Annotated in this window: 18 protein-coding genes, 1 tRNA gene and 3 pseudogenes; 9 read left to right on the forward strand and 13 right to left on the reverse strand. The window is 62.8% G+C overall.

Annotated elements, in window-relative coordinates; translation table 11 throughout:
* Window positions 1-42 precede the first annotated feature (42 nt).
* Window positions 43-621, reverse strand: a complete 579-nt coding sequence (gene infC, locus G3T16_RS03785) for a translation initiation factor IF-3 (RefSeq protein ID WP_232059255.1) — start codon at window positions 619-621, stop codon at window positions 43-45.
* A pseudogene (thrS, locus tag G3T16_RS03790) lies at window positions 575-2,505 on the reverse strand (threonine--tRNA ligase). The gene infC and the pseudogene thrS overlap by 47 nt, the downstream one beginning before the upstream one ends.
* Window positions 2,506-2,760: 255 nt before the next feature.
* Here thrS and G3T16_RS03795 point away from each other — a divergent pair.
* The gene (locus tag G3T16_RS03795; protein WP_163493899.1) at window positions 2,761-3,207 is read left to right on the forward strand and encodes a host attachment protein; all 447 of its coding nucleotides are present in this window, start codon (window positions 2,761-2,763) and stop codon (window positions 3,205-3,207) included.
* On the opposite strand, the gene G3T16_RS03800 is transcribed toward G3T16_RS03795, so the two are convergent.
* From G3T16_RS03800 to G3T16_RS03815, 4 genes are read right to left on the reverse strand one after another with little or no spacing between them, the layout of a single operon-like run.
* Window positions 3,204-3,620, reverse strand: coding sequence for a hypothetical protein (locus G3T16_RS03800; RefSeq protein ID WP_163493900.1), 417 nt, complete (start codon window positions 3,618-3,620; stop codon window positions 3,204-3,206). The genes G3T16_RS03795 and G3T16_RS03800 overlap by 4 nt on opposite strands.
* A complete protein-coding gene (locus tag G3T16_RS03805) occupies window positions 3,617-4,243 on the reverse strand; it encodes a class GN sortase (protein ID WP_163493901.1) in 627 nt (208 codons plus the stop codon). Before G3T16_RS03805 ends, G3T16_RS03800 begins: the two co-directional genes overlap by 4 nt.
* Window positions 4,224-4,472 (reverse strand): hypothetical protein, encoded by a 249-nt coding sequence (locus tag G3T16_RS03810; RefSeq protein ID WP_163493902.1) that lies wholly within the window; start codon window positions 4,470-4,472, stop codon window positions 4,224-4,226. Before G3T16_RS03810 ends, G3T16_RS03805 begins: the two co-directional genes overlap by 20 nt.
* Window positions 4,466-6,379 (reverse strand): marine proteobacterial sortase target protein, encoded by a 1,914-nt coding sequence (locus G3T16_RS03815; protein ID WP_163493903.1) that lies wholly within the window; start codon window positions 6,377-6,379, stop codon window positions 4,466-4,468. The genes G3T16_RS03810 and G3T16_RS03815 overlap by 7 nt, the downstream gene beginning before the upstream one ends.
* A gap of 418 nt (window positions 6,380-6,797) precedes the next feature.
* Between G3T16_RS03815 and pdsR the strand changes: the two genes are divergently transcribed.
* Together pdsR and pdsS are read left to right on the forward strand one after the other, a co-directional pair.
* Window positions 6,798-7,496, forward strand: a complete 699-nt coding sequence (gene pdsR / locus G3T16_RS03820; RefSeq protein WP_163496950.1) for a proteobacterial dedicated sortase system response regulator — start codon at window positions 6,798-6,800, stop codon at window positions 7,494-7,496.
* Window positions 7,493-9,568, forward strand: coding sequence for a proteobacterial dedicated sortase system histidine kinase (gene pdsS / locus G3T16_RS03825; RefSeq protein ID WP_163493904.1), 2,076 nt, complete (start codon window positions 7,493-7,495; stop codon window positions 9,566-9,568). Before pdsR ends, pdsS begins: the two co-directional genes overlap by 4 nt.
* On the opposite strand, the pseudogene uvrB reads toward pdsS, so the two are convergent.
* Window positions 9,565-11,582: pseudogene (uvrB, locus tag G3T16_RS03830) on the reverse strand (excinuclease ABC subunit UvrB). The gene pdsS and the pseudogene uvrB sit on opposite strands and share 4 nt — an antisense overlap.
* 166 nt (window positions 11,583-11,748) lie before the next feature.
* Between uvrB and G3T16_RS03835 the strand changes: the two are divergent.
* Together G3T16_RS03835 and G3T16_RS03840 are read left to right on the forward strand one after the other, a co-directional pair.
* A tRNA-Asn gene (locus G3T16_RS03835) sits at window positions 11,749-11,824 on the forward strand.
* A 90-nt stretch (window positions 11,825-11,914) separates the two neighbouring features.
* Complete coding sequence (locus G3T16_RS03840; RefSeq protein ID WP_163493905.1) at window positions 11,915-12,442, forward strand: hypothetical protein; 528 nt, start codon at window positions 11,915-11,917, stop codon at window positions 12,440-12,442.
* A gap of 77 nt (window positions 12,443-12,519) precedes the next feature.
* On the opposite strand, the gene G3T16_RS03845 is transcribed toward G3T16_RS03840, so the two are convergent.
* Window positions 12,520-13,272 (reverse strand): PEP-CTERM sorting domain-containing protein, encoded by a 753-nt coding sequence (locus tag G3T16_RS03845; protein WP_163493906.1) that lies wholly within the window; start codon window positions 13,270-13,272, stop codon window positions 12,520-12,522.
* A 417-nt stretch (window positions 13,273-13,689) separates the two neighbouring features.
* Between G3T16_RS03845 and G3T16_RS03850 the strand changes: the two genes are divergently transcribed.
* The 3 genes from G3T16_RS03850 to G3T16_RS03860 all read left to right on the forward strand — a co-directional run bounded on the left by G3T16_RS03850 (window position 13,690) and on the right by G3T16_RS03860 (window position 17,367).
* A complete protein-coding gene (locus tag G3T16_RS03850) occupies window positions 13,690-13,902 on the forward strand; it encodes an RNA-binding S4 domain-containing protein (protein WP_163493907.1) in 213 nt (70 codons plus the stop codon).
* 253 nt (window positions 13,903-14,155) lie between these two features.
* On the forward strand, window positions 14,156-16,867 hold the full coding sequence (locus tag G3T16_RS03855; RefSeq protein WP_163493908.1) for a sensor domain-containing protein: 2,712 nt from the start codon (window positions 14,156-14,158) through the stop codon (window positions 16,865-16,867).
* 83 nt (window positions 16,868-16,950) lie between these two features.
* Window positions 16,951-17,367: a DUF6524 family protein gene (locus G3T16_RS03860; RefSeq protein ID WP_163493909.1), complete on the forward strand. Its 417-nt coding sequence runs from the start codon at window positions 16,951-16,953 to the stop codon at window positions 17,365-17,367.
* 263 nt (window positions 17,368-17,630) lie between these two features.
* On the opposite strand, the gene G3T16_RS03865 is transcribed toward G3T16_RS03860, so the two are convergent.
* Window positions 17,631-17,960 (reverse strand): hypothetical protein, encoded by a 330-nt coding sequence (locus G3T16_RS03865; protein ID WP_163493910.1) that lies wholly within the window; start codon window positions 17,958-17,960, stop codon window positions 17,631-17,633.
* Window positions 17,961-18,173: 213 nt separating this feature from the next.
* On the opposite strand from G3T16_RS03865, the gene G3T16_RS03870 reads away from it, so the two are divergent.
* Window positions 18,174-18,776 (forward strand): DUF502 domain-containing protein, encoded by a 603-nt coding sequence (locus G3T16_RS03870; RefSeq protein WP_163493911.1) that lies wholly within the window; start codon window positions 18,174-18,176, stop codon window positions 18,774-18,776.
* A gap of 29 nt (window positions 18,777-18,805) precedes the next feature.
* On the opposite strand, the gene G3T16_RS22365 is transcribed toward G3T16_RS03870, so the two are convergent.
* The 4 genes and pseudogenes from G3T16_RS22365 to G3T16_RS03885 form a co-directional block, all read right to left on the reverse strand.
* Window positions 18,806-19,237: a LysR substrate-binding domain-containing protein gene (locus G3T16_RS22365; RefSeq protein ID WP_332102883.1), complete on the reverse strand. Its 432-nt coding sequence runs from the start codon at window positions 19,235-19,237 to the stop codon at window positions 18,806-18,808.
* A 38-nt stretch (window positions 19,238-19,275) separates the two neighbouring features.
* Window positions 19,276-19,692: pseudogene (locus G3T16_RS22370) on the reverse strand (LysR family transcriptional regulator); the annotation flags it as partial.
* Window positions 19,693-19,902: 210 nt separating this feature from the next.
* Complete coding sequence (locus G3T16_RS03880; RefSeq protein ID WP_163493912.1) at window positions 19,903-20,862, reverse strand: DHH family phosphoesterase; 960 nt, start codon at window positions 20,860-20,862, stop codon at window positions 19,903-19,905.
* Window positions 20,863-20,883: 21 nt separating this feature from the next.
* Window positions 20,884-22,911, reverse strand: a complete 2,028-nt coding sequence (locus G3T16_RS03885) for a nucleoside-diphosphate sugar epimerase/dehydratase (protein WP_232059256.1) — start codon at window positions 22,909-22,911, stop codon at window positions 20,884-20,886.
* Window positions 22,912-22,990: the final 79 nt, after the last annotated feature.

The following is a 22,990-nucleotide window of genomic DNA, read 5'->3' on the forward strand; positions in this document are numbered from 1 at the left end:
GTATCAGTAATAAAAATTGAAGAAAAAAGGCATTCACAGGCCCTAGTTCTTCTTCTTGGGTGCGATCACCATGGTCAGTTGCCGGCCTTCCATTTTCGGGAATTGCTCGACACCGCCCAGTTCGGCCAGATCAGCTTCTACCCGCTTGAGTAGCTCCATGCCGATTTCCTGGTGGGCCATTTCACGGCCGCGAAACCGCAGCGTGACCTTGGCCTTATCGCCTTGCTCCAGAAAACGCACCAGGTTGCGTAGTTTTACCTGGTAGTCTCCTTCCTCCGTCCCTGGACGAAACTTCATTTCCTTTACTTGTGTTCGCTTTTGCTTCTTTTTCTGCGCATTCTTCTGCTTCTTGGCTTCGAAGATATGCTTCCCATAGTCCATGACCTTGCAGACCGGAGGTTCGGAGTCTGCAATCAAGACGAGATCCATGGTCGCCGCTTCCGCCGCTGCCAGGGCCTCGCGCAGGGAGACGATCCCTACCTGTTCGCCATCCGCGCCAACGAGGCGTACCGGATCTGATGTAATCTGGTCATTGATGAGCGCTTTTTTGGACGCGCCCTTGCCGGGTTCTTTCTTAATGCTGATTCTCCAATAAAGTACGGCCGCGACGCGCCACGTCATCTGCGAGGATTGCGCCAACGGCGCCCAGATCCATGGATCCCAGGTCCTCGCCACGACGGGCCCTCACGGCCACAGTCTGTGTTTCCACTTCTTTGTCCCCCACCACGAGCAGGTAGGGAACCTTACGGATTGTGTGCTCGCGGATTTTAAAGCCGATTTTCTCATTTCTCAAGTCCGAGACGACCCGAAAGCCCTTGTTCTTCAAGGAATCTTCCACATTTTGGGCATATTCGGCCTGTTTGTCGGTAATATTCAACACTACGGCCTGGATGGGCGCCAGCCAGGCGGGGAAGATGCCCTCGTAGTGCTCGATCAAAATACCGATAAAACGCTCGAAGGAACCGAGTATCGCCCGGTGCAGCATGACCGGTACCTGGCGGGAACCATCCTCGGCCACATACTGGGCATCCAGACGTCCAGGCATGGAAAAATCAACCTGTATGGTACCCAGCTGCCAGACCCGGCCGATACAGTCCTTCAGCGAGAACTCGATCTTGGGGCCGTAAAAGGCACCCTCGCCGGGCAGCTCCAGCCAGGGCAGGCCGTGGGCGTCCAGCGCATCGGCCAGGGCCTTTTCGGCGCGATCCCAGTCGGTGTCGGAGCCCACCCGTTGGGCGGGGCGGGTGGACAGCCGGTAGATGACCTCGCTGAAACCGAAGTCGGCATAGACCTCATGCAGGAAGTCGATGAACGCGGCCACCTCCGGCTGGATCTGGTCCTCGGTGCAGAAGATATGGGCATCGTCCTGGGTGAAACCGCGCACCCGCATGATGCCGTGCAGGGAGCCGGAGGGCTCGTTGCGGTGACAGCTGCCGAATTCGGCCAGCCGCAGCGGCAGATCCCGGTAGGACTTCAGACCCTGGTTGAAGACCTGCACATGGCAGGGGCAGTTCATCGGCTTGACCGCGAACTGACGCTCCTCACTCTGGAGCGTGAACATGTCGTCGCCGAACTTGTCTGCATGGCCGGAGCGCTCCCACAGGACATGTCCACCAGTTGCGGCGTCCTGATCTCCTGGTAGCCATGGGCGCGCTGGGCGCGGCGCATGTACTGCTCGATGACCTGGTACACAGTCCAGCCATCCGGGTGCCAGAACACCATGCCCGGCGCTTCTTCCTGGGTGTGGAACAGGCCCAGCTTCTTGCCGATCTTGCGGTGGTCGCGCTTTTCGGCCTCTTCGATCCGGGTCAGGTATTCCTTGAGTTGCTTCTTGTTCGCCCAGGCGGTGCCATAGATGCGCTGCAGCATCTCGTTGCGGGAATCGCCGCGCCAGTAAGCCCCCGCCACCTTGGTCAGCTTGAAGGCCTTGAGCTTGCCGGTGCTGGGCACATGAGGGCCACGGCACAGGTCCATCCAGGCGCCCTGCTGGTAGAGGGACAGCTCCTCGTCCTGCGGCAGGCTTTCGATAATCTGCACTTTGTAGTGCTCACCCATGTTGCGAAACAGCTCGATCGCGCGCTCGCGGCTCATCACCACCCGCTCTACCGGCAGGTCGTCGGCGACGATCTGTTCCATGCGCTGTTCGATCTTCGCCAGATCCTCCGGCGTAAAATGATGGCCGGTGGCAAAGTCATAGTAGAAACCGTCCTCGATCACCGGGCCGATAGTGACCTGGGTGCCCGGAAACAGTTGCTGGGTCGCCATTGCCAGCAGATGAGCGGTGGAGTGACGGATGACTTCCAGGCCGGCCTCGTCGCGCTCGGTGACAATCGCCAGCTCGGCGTCACGTTCAATGAGATAGGAGGTATCCACCTGGCGGCCATCCACCACGCCCGCCAGGGCGGCCTTGGCCAGGCCCGGGCCGATGTCCGCGGCCACATCGTGAACAGTGACAGGATTATCGAAAATTCGCTGGCTGCCATCAGGCAGGGTAATCGCGGGCATGCGCCTTCCTTTGGTCAGTGGTGACCCCTACTAAAGGCCACGTGAGTCAGCTGCAATCCAGGATCGGGCTGAGGGTCTGTTGGGTCCCGAACCGGTAAATTCAGGGCCGCGGATTGTAGCACGCGCCAATACTATTGTGCCACCCAATGGCGCGCTGCCTGCGGCGTTCGGCGGCCCCGATCAGCGATTGTTTGCCAATGCCCCCCGCAGTGGGCTATAGTCTGTACAGGCACGCTGATACCGGAGGTAGCATCCATGGCCACATGGTTACTCGTCGCCAACGCCAGTTGCGCGCGTTTGTATGAAACCCAGTCCCGCCCCCGAACCCTGACCCTGGTCAATGCCTTCGAACACCCCGCCAGCAGGGAAAAGGGTGAAGACCTGGCCTCCGACCGTCCCGGTCATGTGCAAACCGACAACCCGGGCGGCGAGGCCGCCGCCCACAGCGCCTTCAACGAACCCACCAGCCCCAAGGAGTACGAGCACGAGCGCTTTGCGATGTTGCTGGCAAAGACGCTGGAAGATGGCCGCACCCACAATCGCTTCGACGAATTGATTCTGGTTGCATCACCCCAGTTTCACGGACTGCTCAACAAGCAGATGAACGGCCATCTGGCGAAAATGGTCAGCAATCACGTGAACAAGGACTATACCCGGCTCGACGAGGCCGCGCTGCTGCAGAAGCTGGACCCGCTGGCCTAGCCCATCAGGCCGGCCAGCGGCCGGCCGCCGGGCGCGACGGAATAGCCGTGCTGCACCCGGAAGGCGGAGACCAGCCTGGCCTCCGTGGTGAGGGCCGGACCCAGGCTGTCGAGTTGGCAACCCGGCACGCGGTACTCGAGGTGCTCCTCGTAGGCAACGGTTTCCAGCTGATACTGGCAAATCCGCGAGCGCGGCAGGATAAGCTGCACGACGTAGCCGGCCCCGTACCGCGGCACCAGCCATTGGCGCGCGATCATCTCCGCATAGCGCTGCTCCAGTTTCAGCAGGCAGTATTTCTCGCCGCTGCGGCCGGGTTGGATACTGCGCCAGCCGTCCAGTTCCAGCGCAGCGAGCTGCTGCGGGCACAGGGCCTGGTAGAGCGCGATGGCGGCGGGTTGGGCAATGGCATTCATTGTAGTTCTCCTGATTGTGCCGATAGTGATCCAACAGCCCGCGCTTCCACCACGTAGCGCAACGGGCCATTGGGGTTGGCAGCCTCAAAGGGGTAGCAGGTCACCAGCAGCAGATGCGGCGTGGTCACCGGCGGCAGGTCCAGACGCTCCAGCCGGGTATCCACCACCCGGGCCTGCGTTACGCGGTACTGCCGATAAGCCCCCCGATACCACTGCAGCTCGACCAGGTCTCCGGCGACTAGCCCCTGCATGAACGCAAAATGGGTGTCCCGGTGCCCCGCGACCAGCGCCCAGCCATTGCCGCTGCCGCTGCCGCTGCCGTCAAAGACCGGGTGCAGGCCGGGGCCAAAGGCCAGAGCCTGGCCACTGATACCGGACAACACGTACTGATCGACCCCCCGGGCCGGCACTCGCAATTGCGCCACCGGCCAAGTATCCGCCCAGGGCCAGGGCTTTGTCGGTGCGCCAGCGTGCACACTGGCCTGCCAGGCATGGGCCAGCAGGCGCTGGGCCAGGACCGCCTTGGCGTGGATCCAGCCCGCCGCGCTCAGCTGCCAGCCAGCGCTGGCGAGCAGGGCCAGCAGCACCAGCGTCAGCGCCGGCCTACTGCTGCTTGGGAACATGGTCGATCTCGGGGCCGCGCATCACCCAGACCAGCACGGCGATAAACAGCAACAGGCAGCCCAGAAACAGTTTTGAGGCCGCGGTAGTGGCAGTCTGCGGATAGGCGAAGGTCTGTGCCGCCTGGCCCCGCGGCCGGGTGTTGGGCACCGCTGCGGGTTGCAGCGGTTGCTCTGGCGGCCGGGAGATCTGCTGCTCCACGGCCACAAAACTGGTGTAGGGACTCAGCAACCGGTGCGCCAGCGCCAGCGGCAGTACCTCGGCGCGGATTGCGCTGTCGTCGCGCCCCTGGTAGCGCTGATCCAGCAGCTGTTCGATCCGCCCACGGGCCCACAGACTGCCGATGCCGGGCCAGGACACGGCACCACCCTCGGGCAGGCGTACGCGTTGCTGCCAGGGCTGCCCACCCAGCTGGCCGCTGACCAGAATCTCGCCCCCCGGGGCGGAGCCTCGAAGCGCACCGCCCGCAGCAGCGGCGCGCCCTGGTACAAATCCGGCACCGGTCCTGCCGCGGCGGCCACCGCTGCCGGCCAGTCGATCGCGATATCCGTGACCAGTGGCGCTGACAGGTAGCGGAACAGGGTGTCCATACCGGCACTGACCTCCTCCAGTTCGCCGATATGCAGGTGCATGCCGCGCCCCAGCTGGGCGGCCTTGCGCATGAACCAGCTGTTGGGCGCCGCTCCGATACCGACGGTAAACAGCCGGTTGCGGCCGATGCCACGGGCAATGGCATCCACCACGGCCTGTTCGTTACCCACTGCGCCGTCGGTAATGAAAATGATCTGGCGCAGATGCTCGGACTCCTCTGTCATTGCCGCAGCGGTATTGAGCGCGTGCTGCAACGGCGCCAGCATTTCGGTACCGCCACTGGCCCGCAGCTGGCGCACAAATTCCTGGGCCTGCTGCAGATGGTGCCGGCTGGCGGGCATGGCCCGGTCATACAGGGCGCGATAATCGCTGTCGAAGGCGATGATATTGAATCGATCTTCCGGCCGCAGCTGGCGCAGCGCAGTCGCCAGACTCTGCCGCGCCTGTTCGATGGACACGCCGCCCATGGAGCCGGAGGTATCCACCACGAACACCAGCTCCCGCGGCACCACCTGCAGATCGCCGGTGAGCGCCGGCGGCACTACCAGCAGCAGACCGTAGTGGGCCTCACCCACCTGCTCAGTGAACAGCGCGGCCCGCGGTCTGCTGCCAGTGGCCGGCGCCCACTTCAATACAAAGTCGCGATCCATTTCCGCCACCCCGGCGGTCAGCCGCAGTCGATAGCGGTTGGCGTCGCGGCGCAGGCTCAGTTCGTGATAGTCCGCCCCGACCCGGGCAAGCGGCATGCCCGCGTCCAGCTCCACGGTGATCGTCACCGGATTCAGCGGTGTGTGATCGGAGCCGGGCGCGGCGTGCTGCCAGGGCGAAATCGCCGCCGCATCCGGCACCTGGTCGGTGGCCCGGGCCCAGCCCAACGGCACCAGCTCGCCGCTATCCTCCGGCCCGGCCGGAGGGGACGGTTGCCCCGGCATGTAGCGGGGAGTCAGCGTCATCGGCACCCGCAGGCTGAACTCGCCGTCGGCATAGTCGGCCCGCTGCACCCACTCCAGCCGTACCGATACCTCTTCCCCGGGAGCCACATTGGCGACCCGGTTGCTGAACAGGTTGGGCCGCTGCTGGGCCACCAGGGAGGCCTTTTTGCCAGCCGCCCGCGCCTCCTGGTAGGTCTTCTCGGCAGCCTGCCTTTCGCGGATCTCGCCGACGATGCGGCGTTCGCCGACCTGCATCTCGAGGTGGCGCACAGCCGCTTCGTCCGGCAGCGGGAATGTGTAGACTGCTTCGGCCCAGTGGCCACTGGTATTGCGGAAGGTCTGCTGCAGCGTGACCACGGCCACCATGCCGGCGATCTGCATGTCCAGCTCGCTGTGCTGCAGCAGGGCCGGCAGCGGCGCCTGGCCGGCACTGTGCAGTTCCATGGCGCCGGCCTCGGGCAACGCCTCCTGCGCCCGGCTGACGCTGGCGGACAGCAGCAAGGCGCTGAGCAACAGCGCAATCGCCGTCGGCAGCAGCCGGAAACACAGCCACAGGCAGCGGCCGGTGATGCGGTCCAGCAAGGGTTTGGGGCGTGGGTGGGGCGATGTTGTCACGGGGCTTCTCCGTTGTGGTCTGTCATCTGGAAGGCACCTTCATCAGCGATTGGGAGTCCTTAATCCGGTCACTCCTTCCGGAGAGTACTTTCGAGACACGCCGTGCCCAAAGCACTCGCTGCGCTCATGGGGCAGGCTCTGAACCCCTCCCTGGGGGCTCGGATGCCTGGGCGGCCCCGCGCATCCATGTCGCATACGGTCTCGAAAGTACTCTCCGGAAGCAGCGCCCTCACACCGAAGCAGTCCTTCAGCAAGTGCCATTCGTCTTCCACTTTATTAAAGGCAGTATTGCTGGCAATCCCGTGGCGCAACTGTGGCGCTTTGGCGATCAATTGTGGCGAATTGTGGCGGCTGCTTGAGCGCTGCCCCGGAATCTGGAACCATGGCGGCTTTCCCGACCCAGGTTCGTCCCGCGCTCATGTCCCAGCACATCGCCATCGTCGAAGATGAAGCCGCGCTCGCCGCCAACTACCGCGACGCGCTGGAACGCCGCGGCTTCCGGGTTTCGGTGTACGGTGATCGCGCCGGCGCCAGTGCCGCCTTCGGGCGCCAGTTGCCGGACCTCGCCATCATTGATGTGGGGCTGGGGGACGATATCGAGGGCGGCTTCGAGCTGTGCCGGGAACTGCGCAGCCAGAGCCCGGAACTGCCGATTGTGTTTCTGACAGCCCGCGACAGTGAGCTGGATATCATTTCCGGCCTGCGCCTGGGCGCGGACGACTACCTGACCAAGGACATCAGCCAGGCCCATATGCTGGCACGCATTGTCGCGTTGTTCCGGCGGGTGCAGGCGCTGCGGGTACCGGAGCTGCGTGAGCATTTGCTGGAACAGGGTCCGCTGGGGCTGAACCTGGAGCGGATGACGGCCCACTGGCGGGGCAGCCTGGTGCCGCTGACCGTCACCGAGTTCTGGATGGTGCATACCCTGGCCCGCCATCCGGGCCATGTGAAGAACCGCCAGCAGTTGATGGAAAGCGCCAACGTAGTACTGGACGACAACACCATCACCTCTCACATCAAGCGCATCCGGCGCAAATTCCAGGCTCTGGATCCGGCTTTCGACGGTATCGAGACCGCCTACGGCATGGGCTATCGCTGGAACGGTAGCCAGGGGTGAGCCTGCGCCGCCAGTTGATCATCGTCAGTCTGTTACTGCTCACGCTGCCCTGGGCCGGTTGCCAGTTCCTGCGGGAAATGGAGGGCGCACTGCGCCAGGGTCACGCCCGCGCGCTGGACGCGACTGCCAGCGCCATTGCCGCCAGCCTGAACGACCAGCCCGGCGCCCTGTATCCTCACCCCCAGCGGCTCGACGCCAGCGCTGACCCGGCGGGGACGCTGTACGCACCGGCGCTGGAGGACACCCTGATCCTGGATGGCTATGACGATGGCTGGCCGGATGCCATCCAGGGCCGCTTTCGGCACCCCGATGGAGTCCCATCGCTTGCCTACCGCGCGGCGGTGCAGGGCGAGACCCTGTATCTGCTGCTGCAGGTGGGCGACCACAGCCTCACCTACCACAATCCCGGCCTGAGCCAGGAACCCAATGGCGATCGCCTGCTGCTGCGCACCTGGCTGGACGGCGCACGCCAGGAATACCTGATCGCCACTCCGGCACCCGGCAGCGTGCGTGCCCGCCACGCAGGCAGACGCCACCCGGCTACCGACGCCCGCCGGATTCGCGGCTACTGGCAGGATACTGTCGGCGGCTATGCCGTTGAACTGGCGCTGCCGCTGGCGATGACGGGCGGACGCCTGGGCATCCAGGCGATCGACGTGGACCGAAGCGGTGCCAGCGCCGTTCGCACCGTCGGCAATATCGAGCCACTGCAGCAGACGGCGCCACCGTGGCTGGTGTATGCGCCGCCGGAACTGCACACCCGGTTGGACCGCTTTGCCGCCCCCGCTCAGCACATCCTGGTGACTGACCGGCGGGCCCGGCTACTGGCACGCACCCGGGGGCCGGAAGCGGCCACTACCGCTACCCCCGTACCGGAAACGTTCTGGCTGCTGCGGATACTGTACCGGCGAATACTCGCAGACACTGGTGCCAGTACCGCGGTGGAAGCGGGTGCGGACGGCTTTATCGACGGCCGGGAAATCCGCGCCGCATTGGCCGGACAGCAAACGCAGCACTGGTACCGAGACAATGGCGACAGCCGCAGAACCCTGTCGGCGGCCGCCCCCATCCGGTCTGACGGCGTAGTCATCGGCTCCGTCGTGGTGCGCCAGAGCAGCGAACAGTACCTGTCGTTGACCGATCGCGCCTTCAGCCGGCTGCTCGGTTACAGTCTGACTGCACTGGCCATCGCCGCGACGGGACTGCTGGGCTTCGCCAGCCTGTTGTCCTGGCGCATCCGCCGGCTGAGCCGCGCAGCCGGCCGGGTGCTGGGCGAGAGCGGCCTGCAGCTGTCCCGCTTTCCGCGCAGCCGCGCCCGCGACGAGATCGGTGACCTGTCGCGCAGCTTTGGCCGGTTGCTGGATGAGTTGCACGATTACAATGAATACCTGCGCACCCTCAGCCGCAAGCTGTCCCACGAGTTGCGCACCCCCATCGCCGTGATCCAGTCATCGCTGGACAACCTGGAACACGGCAGTGACAGCGAAGCTGCCGACGCGGTCTATGTCAGCCGCGCCCGCGGCGGCCTGACCCGGCTCAGCCACATTCTCAACGCGATGACCGAGGCTTCCCGGGTGGAGGAAAGCATTCGCCAGCGGGACATGGCCGCAGTGGACCTGGTGCCGCTGCTGCAGGATATCACCCAGGCCTACCGCGAGATCTATCCACACCACCGGCTGAACCTGCAATGCCCACAGTCAGCGGTGATCATCCAGGGGGTGGGCGAACTGATCGTCCAGGCTCTGGACAAGCTGATGGACAATGCCGCCTCCTTTACCCCGGCTGGGAGCGCAATCGACATTGCGCTGCAGCGCAGGGAAGACGACTGGGAAATCCAGGTCTGCAATGAGGGCCCTCCCCTGCCCGGGGACATGCAGGGACGCCTGTTCGAGGCGATGATCTCTCTGCGTGAGGCAAGGGCCGCGGACACGGTACACCTGGGGCTGGGACTTTACATCGTCAAACTGGTCGCGGACTACCACCACGGCAGTGTCCATGCCCGCAACCGCGCCGACGGCCAGGGTGCCTGTTTTATCCTGGCGCTCCCGGCAACCCCCAGCGAGGGTGCTTAACCCATGAAGGCCAGCTGGCGGATCTCGGTGAGCTGGTCTCGCACTGCTGCCGCCTCCTCGAACTCCAGGTTCTTGGCATGCTCCTGCATCTGCGCTTCGAGCTGCTGCAGCTTGCGCGCCAGCGCCGTCGGACTGAGCCGGGCGATTTCGGTACTGTAGGGCAACACTGGCTCCGCCACCTTGCGTCCCTTGGCCTTGCCCCGGGTGGGCATGCGCCGGGCCCCCTCCATGATGTCCTGCACCGACTTGAACACACCGATGGGCGTAATGCCGTGCTCCAGATTGTAGGCAATCTGCTTGTCCCGCCGGCGGTCGGTCTCGGCCATCGCCCGCTCCATGGACCCGGTCACTTTGTCGGCATACAGTATCGCCCGGCCATTGAGGTTGCGGGCGGCGCGGCCGATGGTCTGTATCAGCGAGCGCTCCGAACGCAGAAAGCCCTCCTTGTCCGCATCCAGGATCGCCACCAGCGACACCTCCGGCATGTCCAGGCCCTCGCGCAGCAGGTTGATGCCCACCAGTACATCGAACTCACCCAGGCGCAGGTCGCGGATGATCTCCACCCGTTCCACGGTGTCGATATCGGAGTGCAGATAGCGCACCTTGACGCCGTGGTCCGCCAGATACTCGGTCAGGTCCTCCGCCATGCGCTTGGTCAGCGTGGTCACCAGCACCCGCTCGCCAACGGCCACCACCTTGTGGATCTCTCCCAGCAGGTCGTCCACCTGGCTGCTGGCCGGGCGTACTTCCAGCGGCGGATCCAGCAGGCCGGTCGGACGCACCACCTGCTCCACCGTGCGGCCGGCGTGCTCCAGCTCGTAGGGGCCTGGAGTGGCGGATACGAATACCGCCTGCGGCACCAGCTGCTCCCATTCCTCGAAGCGCAGGGGCCGGTTGTCCAGTGCCGATGGCAGCCGGAAGCCGTACTCCACCAGGGTCTCCTTGCGCGAGCGGTCGCCGCGGAACATCGCGCCGATCTGGGGCACCGTGGCGTGGGACTCGTCGATGATCACCAGCGCATTGTCGGGCAGGTACTCGAACAGGGTCGGCGGCGGTTCCCCGGGCCGCGTCCGGACAGGAAGCGGGAGTAGTTTTCCACCCCGTTGCAATAGCCCAGCTCGCGGATCATCTCCAGGTCATAGCGGGTGCGCTGCTGCAGGCGCTGGGCCTCCACCAGTTTGTTGTTGTCCTTGAGCTGCTGCAGGCGCTGTTCCAGTTCCAGCTCGATCTGTTCCACCGCGTTCAGCATCACGTCCCGCGAGGTGACATAGTGGCTCTTCGGGAAGATTGTCACCCGCGGCACCTTGCGCTCCACCGCGCCGGTCAGCGGGTCAAAGTAATAGATGCTCTCGATCTCCTCGTCGAACAACTCCACCCGCACCGCCTCGCGCTCGGAATCCGCCGGGAAGATATCGATCACATCGCCGCGCACGCGGTAGGTGCCGCGCTGGAAATCCACATCGTTGCGGCTGTATTGCAGCTCTGCCAGATGGCGCAGCACCTTGCGCTGGTCGATCATCTCGCCGCGGGACAGATGCATGATCATCCGGAAGTAGGACTTGGGGTCGCCCAGGCCGTAGATGGCGGACACCGTGGCCACCACCAGGCAGTCCTCCCGCTCCAGCAGCGCCTTGGTGGCGGACAGGCGCATCTGTTCGATGTGTTCGTTGACCGATGAATCCTTCTCAATGAAGGTATCCGAGGATGGCACGTAGGCTTCGGGCTGGTAGTAGTCATAGTAGGAGACGAAATACTCCACCGCATTATCGGGGAAGAACTCCTTGAACTCGCCGTAGAGCTGGGCCGCCAGCGTCTTGTTGTGGGCCATGACAATGGTCGGGCGCTGGATCTGCTCCACCACATGGGCCATCGTGAAAGTCTTGCCCGAACCGGTCACCCCCAGCAGGATCTGCGAGGCCAGGCCCGCATTCACCCCCTCCACCAGCTCCTGTATCGCCTTGGGCTGGTCCCCTGCCGGGGCATAACTGGACTGCACCTTGAACCGCTTCGACATGGATTCCTGCCCCGTCTGCACTGAACCGAACCGCGTATTATGATCCAGCCGCTGCCGAAATGCAGCCTGCGTCACGTTCCGCGCCACCGGCGCAAAAAAAGCAGCTGGCAGCTGTTGACCTTCAGGGGGACGATCATTAGTATACCCGGCCTCAGGTTGAGACCATTCCGCCTTAGCTCAGTTGGTAGAGCAATTGACTGTTAATCAATGGGTCGCTGGTTCGAGCCCAGCAGGCGGAGCCACATTGCGTTACAAAAGAAGGGGTTACAGCGATGTGGCCCCTTTTTTTTGGTTCTCACCCCCCGGTTCCCACAACACTATCCCAGGACACTATGCTCACAGCCAGTAAACTTGAAAAAATCATGGAACTCGAGGCCAATCTCCGCGCCGAGTATCAGCAACAGCTCGACAAAAAGGCCGCCGAGATCGACCGCCTCAGCGCCCGGGAGTCAGAGCTCCAGGCCGCCGTCGACAAGCAGCTGGAAACCATCACCGAGCTGACCGGCAAGGCGACGGACAGCCAGAAGGCCGAGCAGCGCGCCCGCGAGCTGCACAATCGCAGCGAGAGGTTGGTGGCCGAGATCGCCGAACTGAAGCAGCGGATAAAGACTCTGCAGAAGGATCTGGCAGCGGTGCGCGAAGAGAACAAGACCCTCACCCAATACGACCCGGTGCGCATGAAGAAGAATCTCGACGCGAGCAAGAAGAAGCTGGCTGAGAAGACCAGCGCGGCCGACCTGTTGCAGAAGACGCTCAGCGAGACAAAGAAAGAGAATGCGGAACTGCAGCGCAAGGTGACGGAGTTGGAAGCCAAGGTGGCGGAGTCGGGTGTGGAGGCCGGGGAAGAGGCGGCGGCATGATGGGCGCCCTGGGGGCACCCATTGTTATTCAGCCAAAGAGCTGGGAAATGAAGCCTGGCGGGTGCTGTCAGGCGGAGTTAGCGCCTGGCAAGCCGGGTGCGACGAGTCCACCCCATAAGTACCAGTGACAACGCCATCAGTGACAGCGTAGCCGGAGCGGGTACGTCCTGCGTATTGGAGGCGACAAGATTATCGAAATAGATGGTGCGGTCGATGCCATCAGCCGTATTGTAACCTTGGATAATAACTTCTCTGAATGCTACCGAGCCGCTCGCAGCAATCGTTTGCGTCAGGCTACCGTTGACGCTGAAATGTGTCTGGTTGGTCGTCGGATCAATAGTAAACGCCAGATTCGCGAAGCTTCCATAGCTAAAACCAGTCGGTAAACCAAGACTTTGAAAGCTGCCGCCATCCCAAATCTGGAATGCTCCGCCGGCGAACTCGACAATAGGATATTGGACGATGTTATTGTTGCCGGAGTCTACAGCCGTACCCCAAAGTCCGGCAACCCGGTTTGGGTCCGACTCGAAGGCCTGGTCAATGTACATATCGATGCTGATGGTAGTTGCACCGAAGACGTCATACTTGCGGCCCTGGGTGTTATAGAAGGCGCCCGAAAATCCGGCAGGGCGATTGTTCGCTCCGTCACTGCTGGACAATGTCAGTGCCAGGCGGTTGTCACCCATGAATGATTCAGAGGTGAATCCGCTGGGGGCGTACCGATCTGTGTAGTAAGTCCCTGCCGCCTGGGTGGACGACAAGACCGGGTCTGTGTCGAAGGTGTCACTGTAGACGACGCCGGCATGCGCTGTCTTCGCGGTCGCAATCAAGAGAGACGCTGCTATCAGGCAGGTACGTGTGAGTGAATTGAAAGTGAGTGGGTTTGCAGTGGCTGGTAAATGTGATCGCATTGAATGGCTTCCTTGTATCTGCCCGATTTATTGGTCTAAGCCCCCTCCCCCGGGAGCTCCCCTGTTGAACCCAGCAATAAGTGTGCCGGCGTACGTAACCGCCTAATCTGTATACATGTTTTCGCTCAGGGCGGGCCGACGGCACGCCGGTGTGGAATGGGTGTGTAAAGAAAGCAGACAGTGTCGTCCCTCTGCGGCGGGATAGTTGACGCCCAGCAGGTGGAGCCATATCCAGAGACAGTAAAAGAGGTTACATTGGCTACCAGCACGACAGCGCCCTTTCGGTTCGCCCAGGTTGCTGCATCACAGAGACCCCACTGAGCTAGGCAGGCACCAATGAGAACCGTCAAAATCAACGCAGAGCCCGTCGAGCTCTACAAGATCCTCAAGTTCGAGGGCCTGGTAGCCACCGGCGGCGAAGCCAAACTGCTGATCGGGGATGGGCAGGTCATGGTCAATGGCGCAGTTGAGACCCAGCGGCGCAAGAAAATTGTGGCAGGAGATGTCATTGAGTTTCACGGGGAGAAGCTGCGGGTAGCGGCGCTGTAACCCGGCGGACCACGGCATGCGGGGACACAACTGCCCACTATCACGACCAGAAATGCCGTAGGCAATAGCAGGTCTGACCCATAGCCGGAAGGCCAATTCTGTACTAGGCTGCAGAGATAAAGCCGCGACACTACGAAGGTGTACCGGCAGTGGCCCCCAGGGGCGACTGGTCAGGGGGAGTTCAGCTGTGCAGCAATTCCAGGTCATGGCTTCAGTGGTTGGCCACCGCCAACCCCGGAACTGACGAAATCCCATGAATTCACAACAGACCCGCGCGGCCGCCACCAGGCTCACCTGTATTTACCTGATAGTGGGGGCTGCCTGGATTCTGCTGTCCGACCGCGCGCTGCTGTTGTTGATTCCCGATGCCACCGTCGCGGATATCTCGGATTACCAGACCCTGAAAGGCTGGCTGTTCATCGTGCTCACCGGGCTGCTGCTCAGCATACTGCTGCGGCGGACACTGACGGAGCACGCCCGCATCCAGCAGGAGCTGGACCGCGCCGAATACCAGCACCTGCAACGGCTCAGCCTGTTGGAGGTGGGCGTCTACGAGACCGACAACGAGGGCCGACTGCACTTCGCCAACCAGACCGCCACCGTCCAGGGCGGCATCGCAGCGCAGGGGCAGTTGCGGGAACAGGCATTTGAACAGGTTGCCACCTCTCACCAGGCGCGGGTCCAGGCGGCCTGGGCCGCGGCCCTGCGGCAGCGCGAAGTCTTTCTGGAGCAATATCCGGTGCAGCGCGCCGGCGAGTCAGGCAGCCGCTGGTTGATAGACAGCGCCTATCCGCGGTACACGGATACCGTCTTCAATGGTCATGTGGGCACCATTACCGACGTGACCCGGCTACGGGAGGCGCAGGAATTCGGGCGCGCGATGGAACACCGCCTGCAGTTGACGCTGGAGGCGAGCCCCACCATCACCTACACCCTCGCAATCGACGGCGAGGATGTCCGGATAAGCTGGATCAGCGACAATGTGGAGCGTATTCTCGGTCATCGCGCTGCCAGCGTGCTTCAGCCCGGCTGGTGGCAGGGACAAGTGCATCCGGCAGACCTGAACCAGCTCAGCGCGATGCTGCAGCGGCACAGAAACAATCCGGACGCTGAAGCCTCGGTGCTGTTCCGAATGCGTGATGGCGACGGCAACTTCCGCTGGATCCGCAGTGTCTCCCGGCGGTTCGACGCGATCAGCGACGACCAGGACGAACTGACTGTGGTCGGCTGCTGGACCGACGTCACCGAGGCCACGCGTGAACAGGAGCTGCGCGACCTGTATGCCGCGGTCTTCTCAGAGCTGTCCGAGGGCATTCTGATTGTCGATCAGGACGATGCCATCGTCTCGGCCAATCATGCCTTCAGCCGCATCAGCGGCGTTGCCGCAGCCCAGCTGCCGGGCCTGGGAATCGCTGCGCTGGATGCCGCCGGCAAGCCGGACCACTCAGGCTTTCGCGATGTGATGGATATGCTGGACGAGCACGCCCACTGGCACGGGGAAATCCTGTTCAACAACCATGAGGGCCGGCAGATTCCGCTGGCCGTCACCGCCAGCATTGTCCACAGCGCTTCGATAGGTACCCACAAACGGGTATTGATCTGCCGCGACATCAGCGCCGAGAAACGCTTCCGGGAAGACCTCCTGCATCTGGCCCACTATGACTCGCTGACCAACCTTCCCAACCGGTTGTTGCTGACCTCCCGACTGGAGCACGCGATCGAACGCGCCAGGCGCAAGGATCAGCAACTGGCGGTCCTGTTCCTGGACCTCGACGAATTCAAGGCGTTCAACGACAGCTACGGCCACGTGGCTGGCGACGAGGTGTTGGTAGAGGCGGCGCGCCGCTTGCAGCTGAACCTGCGCAAGTCCGATACCCTGGCCCGGCTGGGCGGCGACGAGTTCATCTGCCTGATCGAGGACCTCGATTCCGCCGATGCGGCCGCTACCAAGGCGGAGGAGTTCATCGCCAGCCTGGCCGTCAGGCACACCCTGGGCAACGGCCGCGACTGTTTTATTGGATGCTGTATCGGCATCAGTCTGTTTCCGGACAATGGCGAGAGCTGCGACGACTTGCTGCAAAGTGCCGATACGGCAATGTACCGGGCAAAGAGCATGGGCAGCGGCCACTATTGCTTTGCCACCACTGATCTTGGCATCTCCGCGGTGCAGCGGATGGACACCATCAGCAAACTGCGGCGGGGTATCGAACAACAGGAGCTGCTGCTGCACTACCAGCCCAGTTGTGTGACGGCCAGCGCCGAGATTGTGGCTGCCGAGGCGCTGGTGCGCTGGCAGCGGCCCGATGGCGGCCTGGTCGTCCCGGCGCGGTTTATACCGCTGGCCGAGAGTTCCGGCCTGATCAATGCGCTGGGAGCCTGGGTGATCGACGAGGTGGGACGCCAACTGCGCCAATGGCTGGATACCGGCCAGCCGGTGGTATGCATTCACATCAACATTTCCGCCAGGCAGTTCCAGGACCAGGACCTGGTGGCCCTGTTGGCCGACATGCTGCAGCGCTACCGGCTGAGTCCGATGCAAATCGGCCTGGAAATCACTGAATCGGCCCTCATGCAGCAGCCACACCAGGTGGTGCAGATTCTGGAGCGCCTGCATGCGATGGGTTTCAGCATTGCACTTGACGACTTTGGCACCGGCTTTTGCAGTTTCACTTACCTTACCCAGATGCCGATAGACTGCCTCAAAATCGACAAGGTCTTCGTCGACAAGATCGGCCGCTCCGAAAAGGACAGCCAGATTGTGCGGGCCATGCTGGAGCTGGCAAGTACGCTGGGCCTCGAGGCTATCGCCGAGGGCGTCGAAACCGGGTTGCAACAGCAATTTCTCGCCATCAACGGCTGCGATTTTATCCAGGGCTATCTGCTGTCCCGGCCGTTGCCCGCCGAGCAATTCATCGAGCTGCTGCTGGCGCAACGGGACAGGCCCTCGCCGCCACTTGCACCCTGAGCGGCGCGGCCGCCACGGCACGGGATGCTTGCCTGGTCAGCCGGAATACTTTAGCGTTAAGCCAAATTCTGCAGGTAATACGTATGGCCTACACCTTCGACATGGGAAGTTTTCTGCTGCGGCTGTTGTTTGCGGGAGTACTGGTGTTCGGTACCTGGAACCCCACCGATTATTCCTACGTGGACTGGATGTTCAACGGAGGATTTCACTTTGAGCCACTGATTGCGATCGTCGGTCTGATCCTGCTGATCGGCTGGATCATCTATCTGCGTGCCACGTTTCTGTCCATGGGCTGGCTGGGCATCATCCTGGGTGCCGCACTGTTCGCCGCCATCATCTGGCTGTTCGTGGATCTGGGCTGGCTGCGCCTGGAATCACCGGGAATGGTGGCCTGGCTCACGCTGGTGCTGTTGTCGGTACTGCTGGCTGTCGGCATGTCCTGGTCCCATCTCCGCCGCCGCCTGACCGGGCAGATGGACGTCGATCACGTCGAGGACTAATGTTCGAATCGCACTTACTTAGCGCTTGCTTCGATGTGAGGGCGCTGCTTCCGGAGTGTACTTTCGAGACCGTATGCGACATGGATGTCGCATCCGAGCCCCCACGGACGGGTTTACGGCGTGTCTCGAAAGTACACTCCGGAAGTAGCGACCGGATTACTGGCACCTAAATCTCCTAAGCAAGCTCCATTCGAGTGTCCCACAAAAACGCAGCCGCCAATGGCGGCTGTAATCAGCTTCAGTGCCGGACCTGGCGCCAACCTTCAGTCGGTCAGGGAGACCGCCTCGCGGCCGCCGGCCCCGCGCAGGTTCAGTGCGACACCGTCACGGTCAAACAACTGCACCCTGCCGTCGCTGACCGAGCAGCGCACCACCATGCTGCCGCCCTGCTCCGGCACTACCTTGAGCCGCAACTCATCCGGCCCGCGACGCCGCTTGATTGTCAGCAGTTTGCTGCGGCTACCCTCACCCAATGCGGTCTCCACCTCGGACTTGCACAATACCAGATGCCGGCTGTCGTCCCTCGCGGCTTGCGCCGCCAGGGCACTGCCCGCGACCACCAGGGCTGTTGTTAATGCTGCTATCGCTTTCATGTCATTCCCTCCTTTGGGCTCAAGCGGAGGGAAGCATAACCCTGCCCAGAAATTTCCATAATATCCACAAATGCTCACGACTGCTGCATTTTTGGACATGTCGGACACGAACCACACGCCCTTAACCGGCTTTTGCGGCGCTGTTTTCCGTCCCCGCCGCCGGCCGCTGCGGTACACTGTTTCGGCAACACAGGGACAACGAAGGAAAACACCATGAAACGCCTGGCATCCTATGCCTTGCAGGGCCTGGTCGCTGTACTGCCAGTGGCCCTGACGGTCTACCTGATCTACTGGCTGCTGCTCAGCATGGAGGCCGTGGCCAGCCTCGCAATCCGCGCCGTGCTGCCCGACGACGACTGGTATTTCCAGGGGCTGGGGCTACTGTCAGCGCTGTTGGTGCTGATCCTGGTGGGGATGTTGGTCGACGGCTACGTAGTGCAGCACCTGCTGCGTCTGGGAGACTCCCTGATGAGCCGGATACCGCTGGTCAAATCGGTGTACGGCGCCATTCAGGACGTGCTGCGGGCGCTCAGCATCACCCGCGACAAGTCTGCCGATTCGGTGGTAATGGTCGAAGTCCAGCCTGGTATGCAGCTGATCGGCTTTATCACCGGGCGCAATATCGCTCCCAGACTGATGCCGACCGGTGGGGAGGAGATTATCGGCGTCTACCTGCCGATGAGCTATCAGCTCGGCGGCTATACAGTCTACGTGCCGGTCTCCAGCGTACAACACGTCGACATCTCCGTTGAAGAGGCGATGCGCATCGCCGTTACCGGGGCATCAAGCACAGCTGAGCAGGCTGTGGTGCTATAAACGGTTTGCCTGGTGCAGCGTGAACGCTCTCACGGCCGCGGCCGGGTATCCAGGACGGGTCGGATTCTTTCGAATTCGCCGGCGATGACCTCCCGCAGCACCCGCATGCGGGCACTCAGGCGCAGGTCCTTGTGGGTCAGCACCCAGATATCGGCCTGGTGGACGATGGGGGCATCCGGCACCCGCACTATCTTGGGGTCGCGATCGGCCAGGTAGCACGGCATATAGGCCATGCCCATGCGGCACTGCACCGCCCTGTACAGCAACCGGTAGTCACGTATCGCGTGCCGCACCGGTTGCAGCGGGTGCCGGGTGTGCGCCAGCCATTCCTCCCGTTGTCCCGCCGGGTGCTTGCCGATCCAGTCAAGGTGACTGACATCCGCGGGTGCTCCGGGTTCAGCAATGCGCGATGCACATAGGTGGAGGCGCTGAGGGTGGCCACGTGGCGTCCGATCAGGTATTCCGGCGGGCGTGTTCCGGCGGCCATGACCCGGATGGCAATGTCTGCTTCCCGCCGGCTCAGATCCAGGGTGTCGAAACTGGGCATCAGCTCCAGCTCGATACCGGGATAGTCGGCGGCGAAACGCGCCAGTCGCGCCATCAGGAAGTCCACCCCCTCCGGCATCGTGAGGCGAATACTACCCTGCAGGTTTTGATCGCCACCGGTCAGCTGGCGCTCGGCAGCCAGCACCAGCTCCTCGACGTGCTCGGCGACAGGCAAGAGCTGTTCCGCAGCCGCCGTCATGCGATAGCCGTCGGGCGTCCGGTCGAACAGGTGGGTCTGCAGCGCGCGCTCCAGCTGATCGAGCCGTCGCGTGACTGTTGAGTTGCTGACCCCGAGCTGCTGCGCCGCGGCGCGCGCCGAGCCACCGCGGCACAGGGCCAGCATTACCTTGATATCGTCCCAGTCCATCATCGGGCTCCTAATACCACTGGCACTAACATTGGCGATTGGGTGCCAATAATCCGGTCACTACTTCCGGAGAGTGCTTTCGAGACACGCCGTCAACCCCTCCATGGGGGCTCGGTTGCCGCCTCCATGCGGCAAACGGTCTCGAAAGCACTCTCCGGAAGCAGCGCCCTCACACCGAAGTAGCCCTTAAGTAAGTGCCATTCCTAGTACCCGTCAGGCGTAAAAGGCGGCGAAACGGTCTATGAAGGTCCGCAGTTCGGTGGCTGGCAGGGCATTGATGCCGGCCGCGGCCGCACGGCCTCCGCCGGTGGGAAACTCCCGGCACAGTACATCGGCCCCGGTCTTGTTGCTCAGCGGCGCGCGTACGCTCACCAGGTAGTCGCCGTCGGGCCTGGCGGTGATGACGGCGTGGCCGCGCCCGGGATCCGCATTGGCGAGATCGTTGCTGAACACACCGCTGACCCGCCGCGCCCAGGCGGCGTCCGGCAGCACATACACCGCCGTCGCCGCGTCAAGGTGCTCGGGGACCAGCGCGGCTGCGGCGGCCATGTCCTCTCGATATCCGTGCTCCAGGTGCTGGAAGTCTTCCCTGTCCTCGCGCATGAAAACAAATGGGTCGGCATAGTGGCTCAGCCGCTGATACAGCAGTCCGGGGGCGAAGTGCAAATCCTCCAGCCGGGCCCCATAGCCATTGTAGTTGATGTAGATACCGAGCTTTTCCAGTTGCTCCAGCGCCGCCTGATCCAGCCCCAGTGGCTTCGCGATACGGGCTGCACTGTCCTTCAGGTTGTCGCCGAAGGTGCCGACCACCGCCCAGGCACGGTATGCACCGTGCAGATGATTGTTGAGCAACAGGCTGGTGCAGACATCCGCCGCCGGATTGATCAGCGTCTGCAGTTGGGGATGCTGCGGAATATCGCCCGCGTAATGGTGGTCGGAGTAGAAGACGGTGGCACCCTCGGCCAGGATGCGTTCGAGATCGGCCCGATTCCTGTCCAGCGACACGTCCAGCACCGTCACCTGTGAGCCCGGCTGTGCCTGCACACGCCGGAGCAGGTCGATATCGCGTTTGACGCCGGTAATCAGCTTGGCGTCGCGAGGCTCGGCCAGGCGCAGCTGGACCAGTGCACAGATCCCGTCAGCGTCACCGTTGAAGACATCGTAGTTCAGCATGAAAATTCCGAGGCAGGCAGATCAGGACTTGTCCGGGAACAGTTCCTGGACATTGGAATGGGAGGACGCTGCGGAGGGCAGGGTTTTGGGCTTGGCCTTGGGCACGGTGGCGCGCCCCACCATGCCCTGCTTGCGCCATACATGGTCGTGACGCACCTCGTGACTGCCAAAGCCACTGACAGCGGCATTGAGCACTGAGGTGATGCCGGCGCAATCCATGGTATCGCAGTAGTGCATCAGGTCGGTCAGGTGACGGTGGATCTGGCTGTAGGAGAGACACTCTTCCTCGGCGCGCATGATCATCGGGTGCCCGGTGCCGGTCACATCACTGCCCAGCAGCAGTTCTTCACGCAGTTTTTCGCCGGGACGCAGGCCGATGAATTCGATCTGGATATGATCCTGGGCATGGCTGTCCAGCTGCATCTCGTAACCGCTGAGCCTGATCATCCGCCGCGCCAGCTCGATGATGCGCACCGGTTCGCCCATGTCCAGCACGAACACATCGCCACCGGTGCCCATGGCACCGGCCTGCAGCACCAGTTGGGCAGCTTCCTGGATACTCATGAAATAGCGCGACACTTCCGGATGGGTAACAGTCACGGGGCCGCCGGTGGCTATCTGTTCCCGGAACAATGGCACCACCGAACCCGAGGACCCCAGCACGTTGCCAAACCGTACCATGCAGAAGCGGGTACGGGTATCGCGCTGGGCCAGCCCCTGCAGCACCATCTCGGCGAAACGCTTGGAGGCACCCATGACATTGGTCGGCCGTACCGCCTTGTCGGTGGACACCAGCACAAAGGTTTCCACCCCCGCCTTGCGGGCCGCCTCGGCGGCATACCAGGTGCCGAATACATTGTTGGCGACGCCCTCGGCCACGTTGTACTCGACGATCGGCACATGCTTGTAGGCCGCGGCGTGATACACCGTCTGCACCACAAAGGTGCTGTATACCGTTTCCAGGCGCCGCTGGTCCTGCACCGAGCCGAGCAGCGCAACAATCTCTAGGGTGGAACCGGTGGCCTGCTTGAGGTCGCGCAGCTCGCGCTCAATCCGGTACAGGGCGTACTCGGAGTTGTCCAGCAGCAGCAGCTCGCGCGGGCCGGAGGTGAGAATCTGGCGACAGAGTTCGGAACCGATGGAGCCGCCGGCACCGGTCACCATGACGACCTTGTCGGTGATACAGCGGTCAATGAGTTCCGGATGGGGAGGCACCGGGTCGCGCCCCAGCAGGTCGTCGAGATCGATGTCCTGGATCTGGTTGACACTGGCACGACCGGCCACCAGCTCGTTGATCTTGGGTACCGTGCGCACATGTACCGGTAGCCCGACCAGGGAGTTGATGATTTCCCGGCGCCGTTCCGGCGACGCCGAGGGAATGGCCAACAACACCTGGGTAATATTGTGTTCACCGATCAGGCGCTTGATTTCTTCCGGCCGGGCCACCTGCAGGCCGTTGATCACCGAGTGCTGCAGGCGCGGATCGTCATCGACGAATACCACCGCCCGGTACTGGTCGCCGTGATGCAAGGCGGTGAGCAGCTGACGGCCTGACTCACCGGCCCCATAGATAATGACGTTGCGGGACAGGGAGCGCAGCTTGGCCTGATAATAGGCGCGGGCGACAAGCCGGCTACCACCGATCAGCAGCAGCGCAATCCCCCAGTAAATGAAAGGCATGGCGCGAGGCACATGGGCCTGGCTGAGAAATACCGCCGCGGCCAGCACCAGCGTCGAGTAACTGACCGCGGTAATGACGGCCCATATGGCCTGTTGGCCCATGAAGCGGATAACCGCGCGGTACAGCCCCAGGCGCAGAAAGATGATCGCGGAAACTATGACAGTGAAGGCAACACAGAAGATTTCGACCGGGCCGAATCCCACCCCGACAGTGCCCTGCCGCAGTGCAACCGCGGCCCATATTGCCGCGATGACAAACACCATATCGAGAACCAGCAACAGGGCCTGCTTGATATTGCGCGGCAGCTCTACCAGTTTACCCAATGCATCGCGCAGGCTTCCCAGCACTCCGGAAATCGCTTGCAGCACACAATCGCCAAGCCGATTTAGCAAATCTCCTCCCATTCCGGATGGTGATGACGGGCCTGCAAGGAATGTTGCTTCAGGT

Origin of the sequence: Kineobactrum salinum (genome assembly GCF_010669285.1) — a bacterium.
GTDB lineage: Bacteria > Pseudomonadota > Gammaproteobacteria > Pseudomonadales > Halieaceae > Kineobactrum > Kineobactrum salinum.

Bases quoted from the DNA above. Each gene is read 5' to 3' on its own strand.
- infC (WP_232059255.1), bottom strand. From the start codon at position 621: ATGACGTGGCGCGTCGCGGCCGTACTTTATTGGAGAATCAGCATTAAG.
- G3T16_RS03795 (WP_163493899.1), top strand. From the start codon at position 2,761: ATGGCCACATGGTTACTCGTCGCCAACGCCAGTTGCGCGCGTTTGTAT.
- G3T16_RS03800 (WP_163493900.1), bottom strand. From the start codon at position 3,620: ATGAATGCCATTGCCCAACCCGCCGCCATCGCGCTCTACCAGGCCCTG.
- G3T16_RS03805 (WP_163493901.1), bottom strand. From the start codon at position 4,243: ATGTTCCCAAGCAGCAGTAGGCCGGCGCTGACGCTGGTGCTGCTGGCC.
- pdsR (WP_163496950.1), top strand. From the start codon at position 6,798: ATGTCCCAGCACATCGCCATCGTCGAAGATGAAGCCGCGCTCGCCGCC.
- G3T16_RS03840 (WP_163493905.1), top strand. From the start codon at position 11,915: ATGCTCACAGCCAGTAAACTTGAAAAAATCATGGAACTCGAGGCCAAT.
- G3T16_RS03850 (WP_163493907.1), top strand. From the start codon at position 13,690: ATGAGAACCGTCAAAATCAACGCAGAGCCCGTCGAGCTCTACAAGATC.
- G3T16_RS03855 (WP_163493908.1), top strand. From the start codon at position 14,156: ATGAATTCACAACAGACCCGCGCGGCCGCCACCAGGCTCACCTGTATT.
- G3T16_RS03860 (WP_163493909.1), top strand. From the start codon at position 16,951: ATGGCCTACACCTTCGACATGGGAAGTTTTCTGCTGCGGCTGTTGTTT.
- G3T16_RS03865 (WP_163493910.1), bottom strand. From the start codon at position 17,960: ATGAAAGCGATAGCAGCATTAACAACAGCCCTGGTGGTCGCGGGCAGT.
- G3T16_RS03870 (WP_163493911.1), top strand. From the start codon at position 18,174: ATGAAACGCCTGGCATCCTATGCCTTGCAGGGCCTGGTCGCTGTACTG.
- G3T16_RS03880 (WP_163493912.1), bottom strand. From the start codon at position 20,862: ATGCTGAACTACGATGTCTTCAACGGTGACGCTGACGGGATCTGTGCA.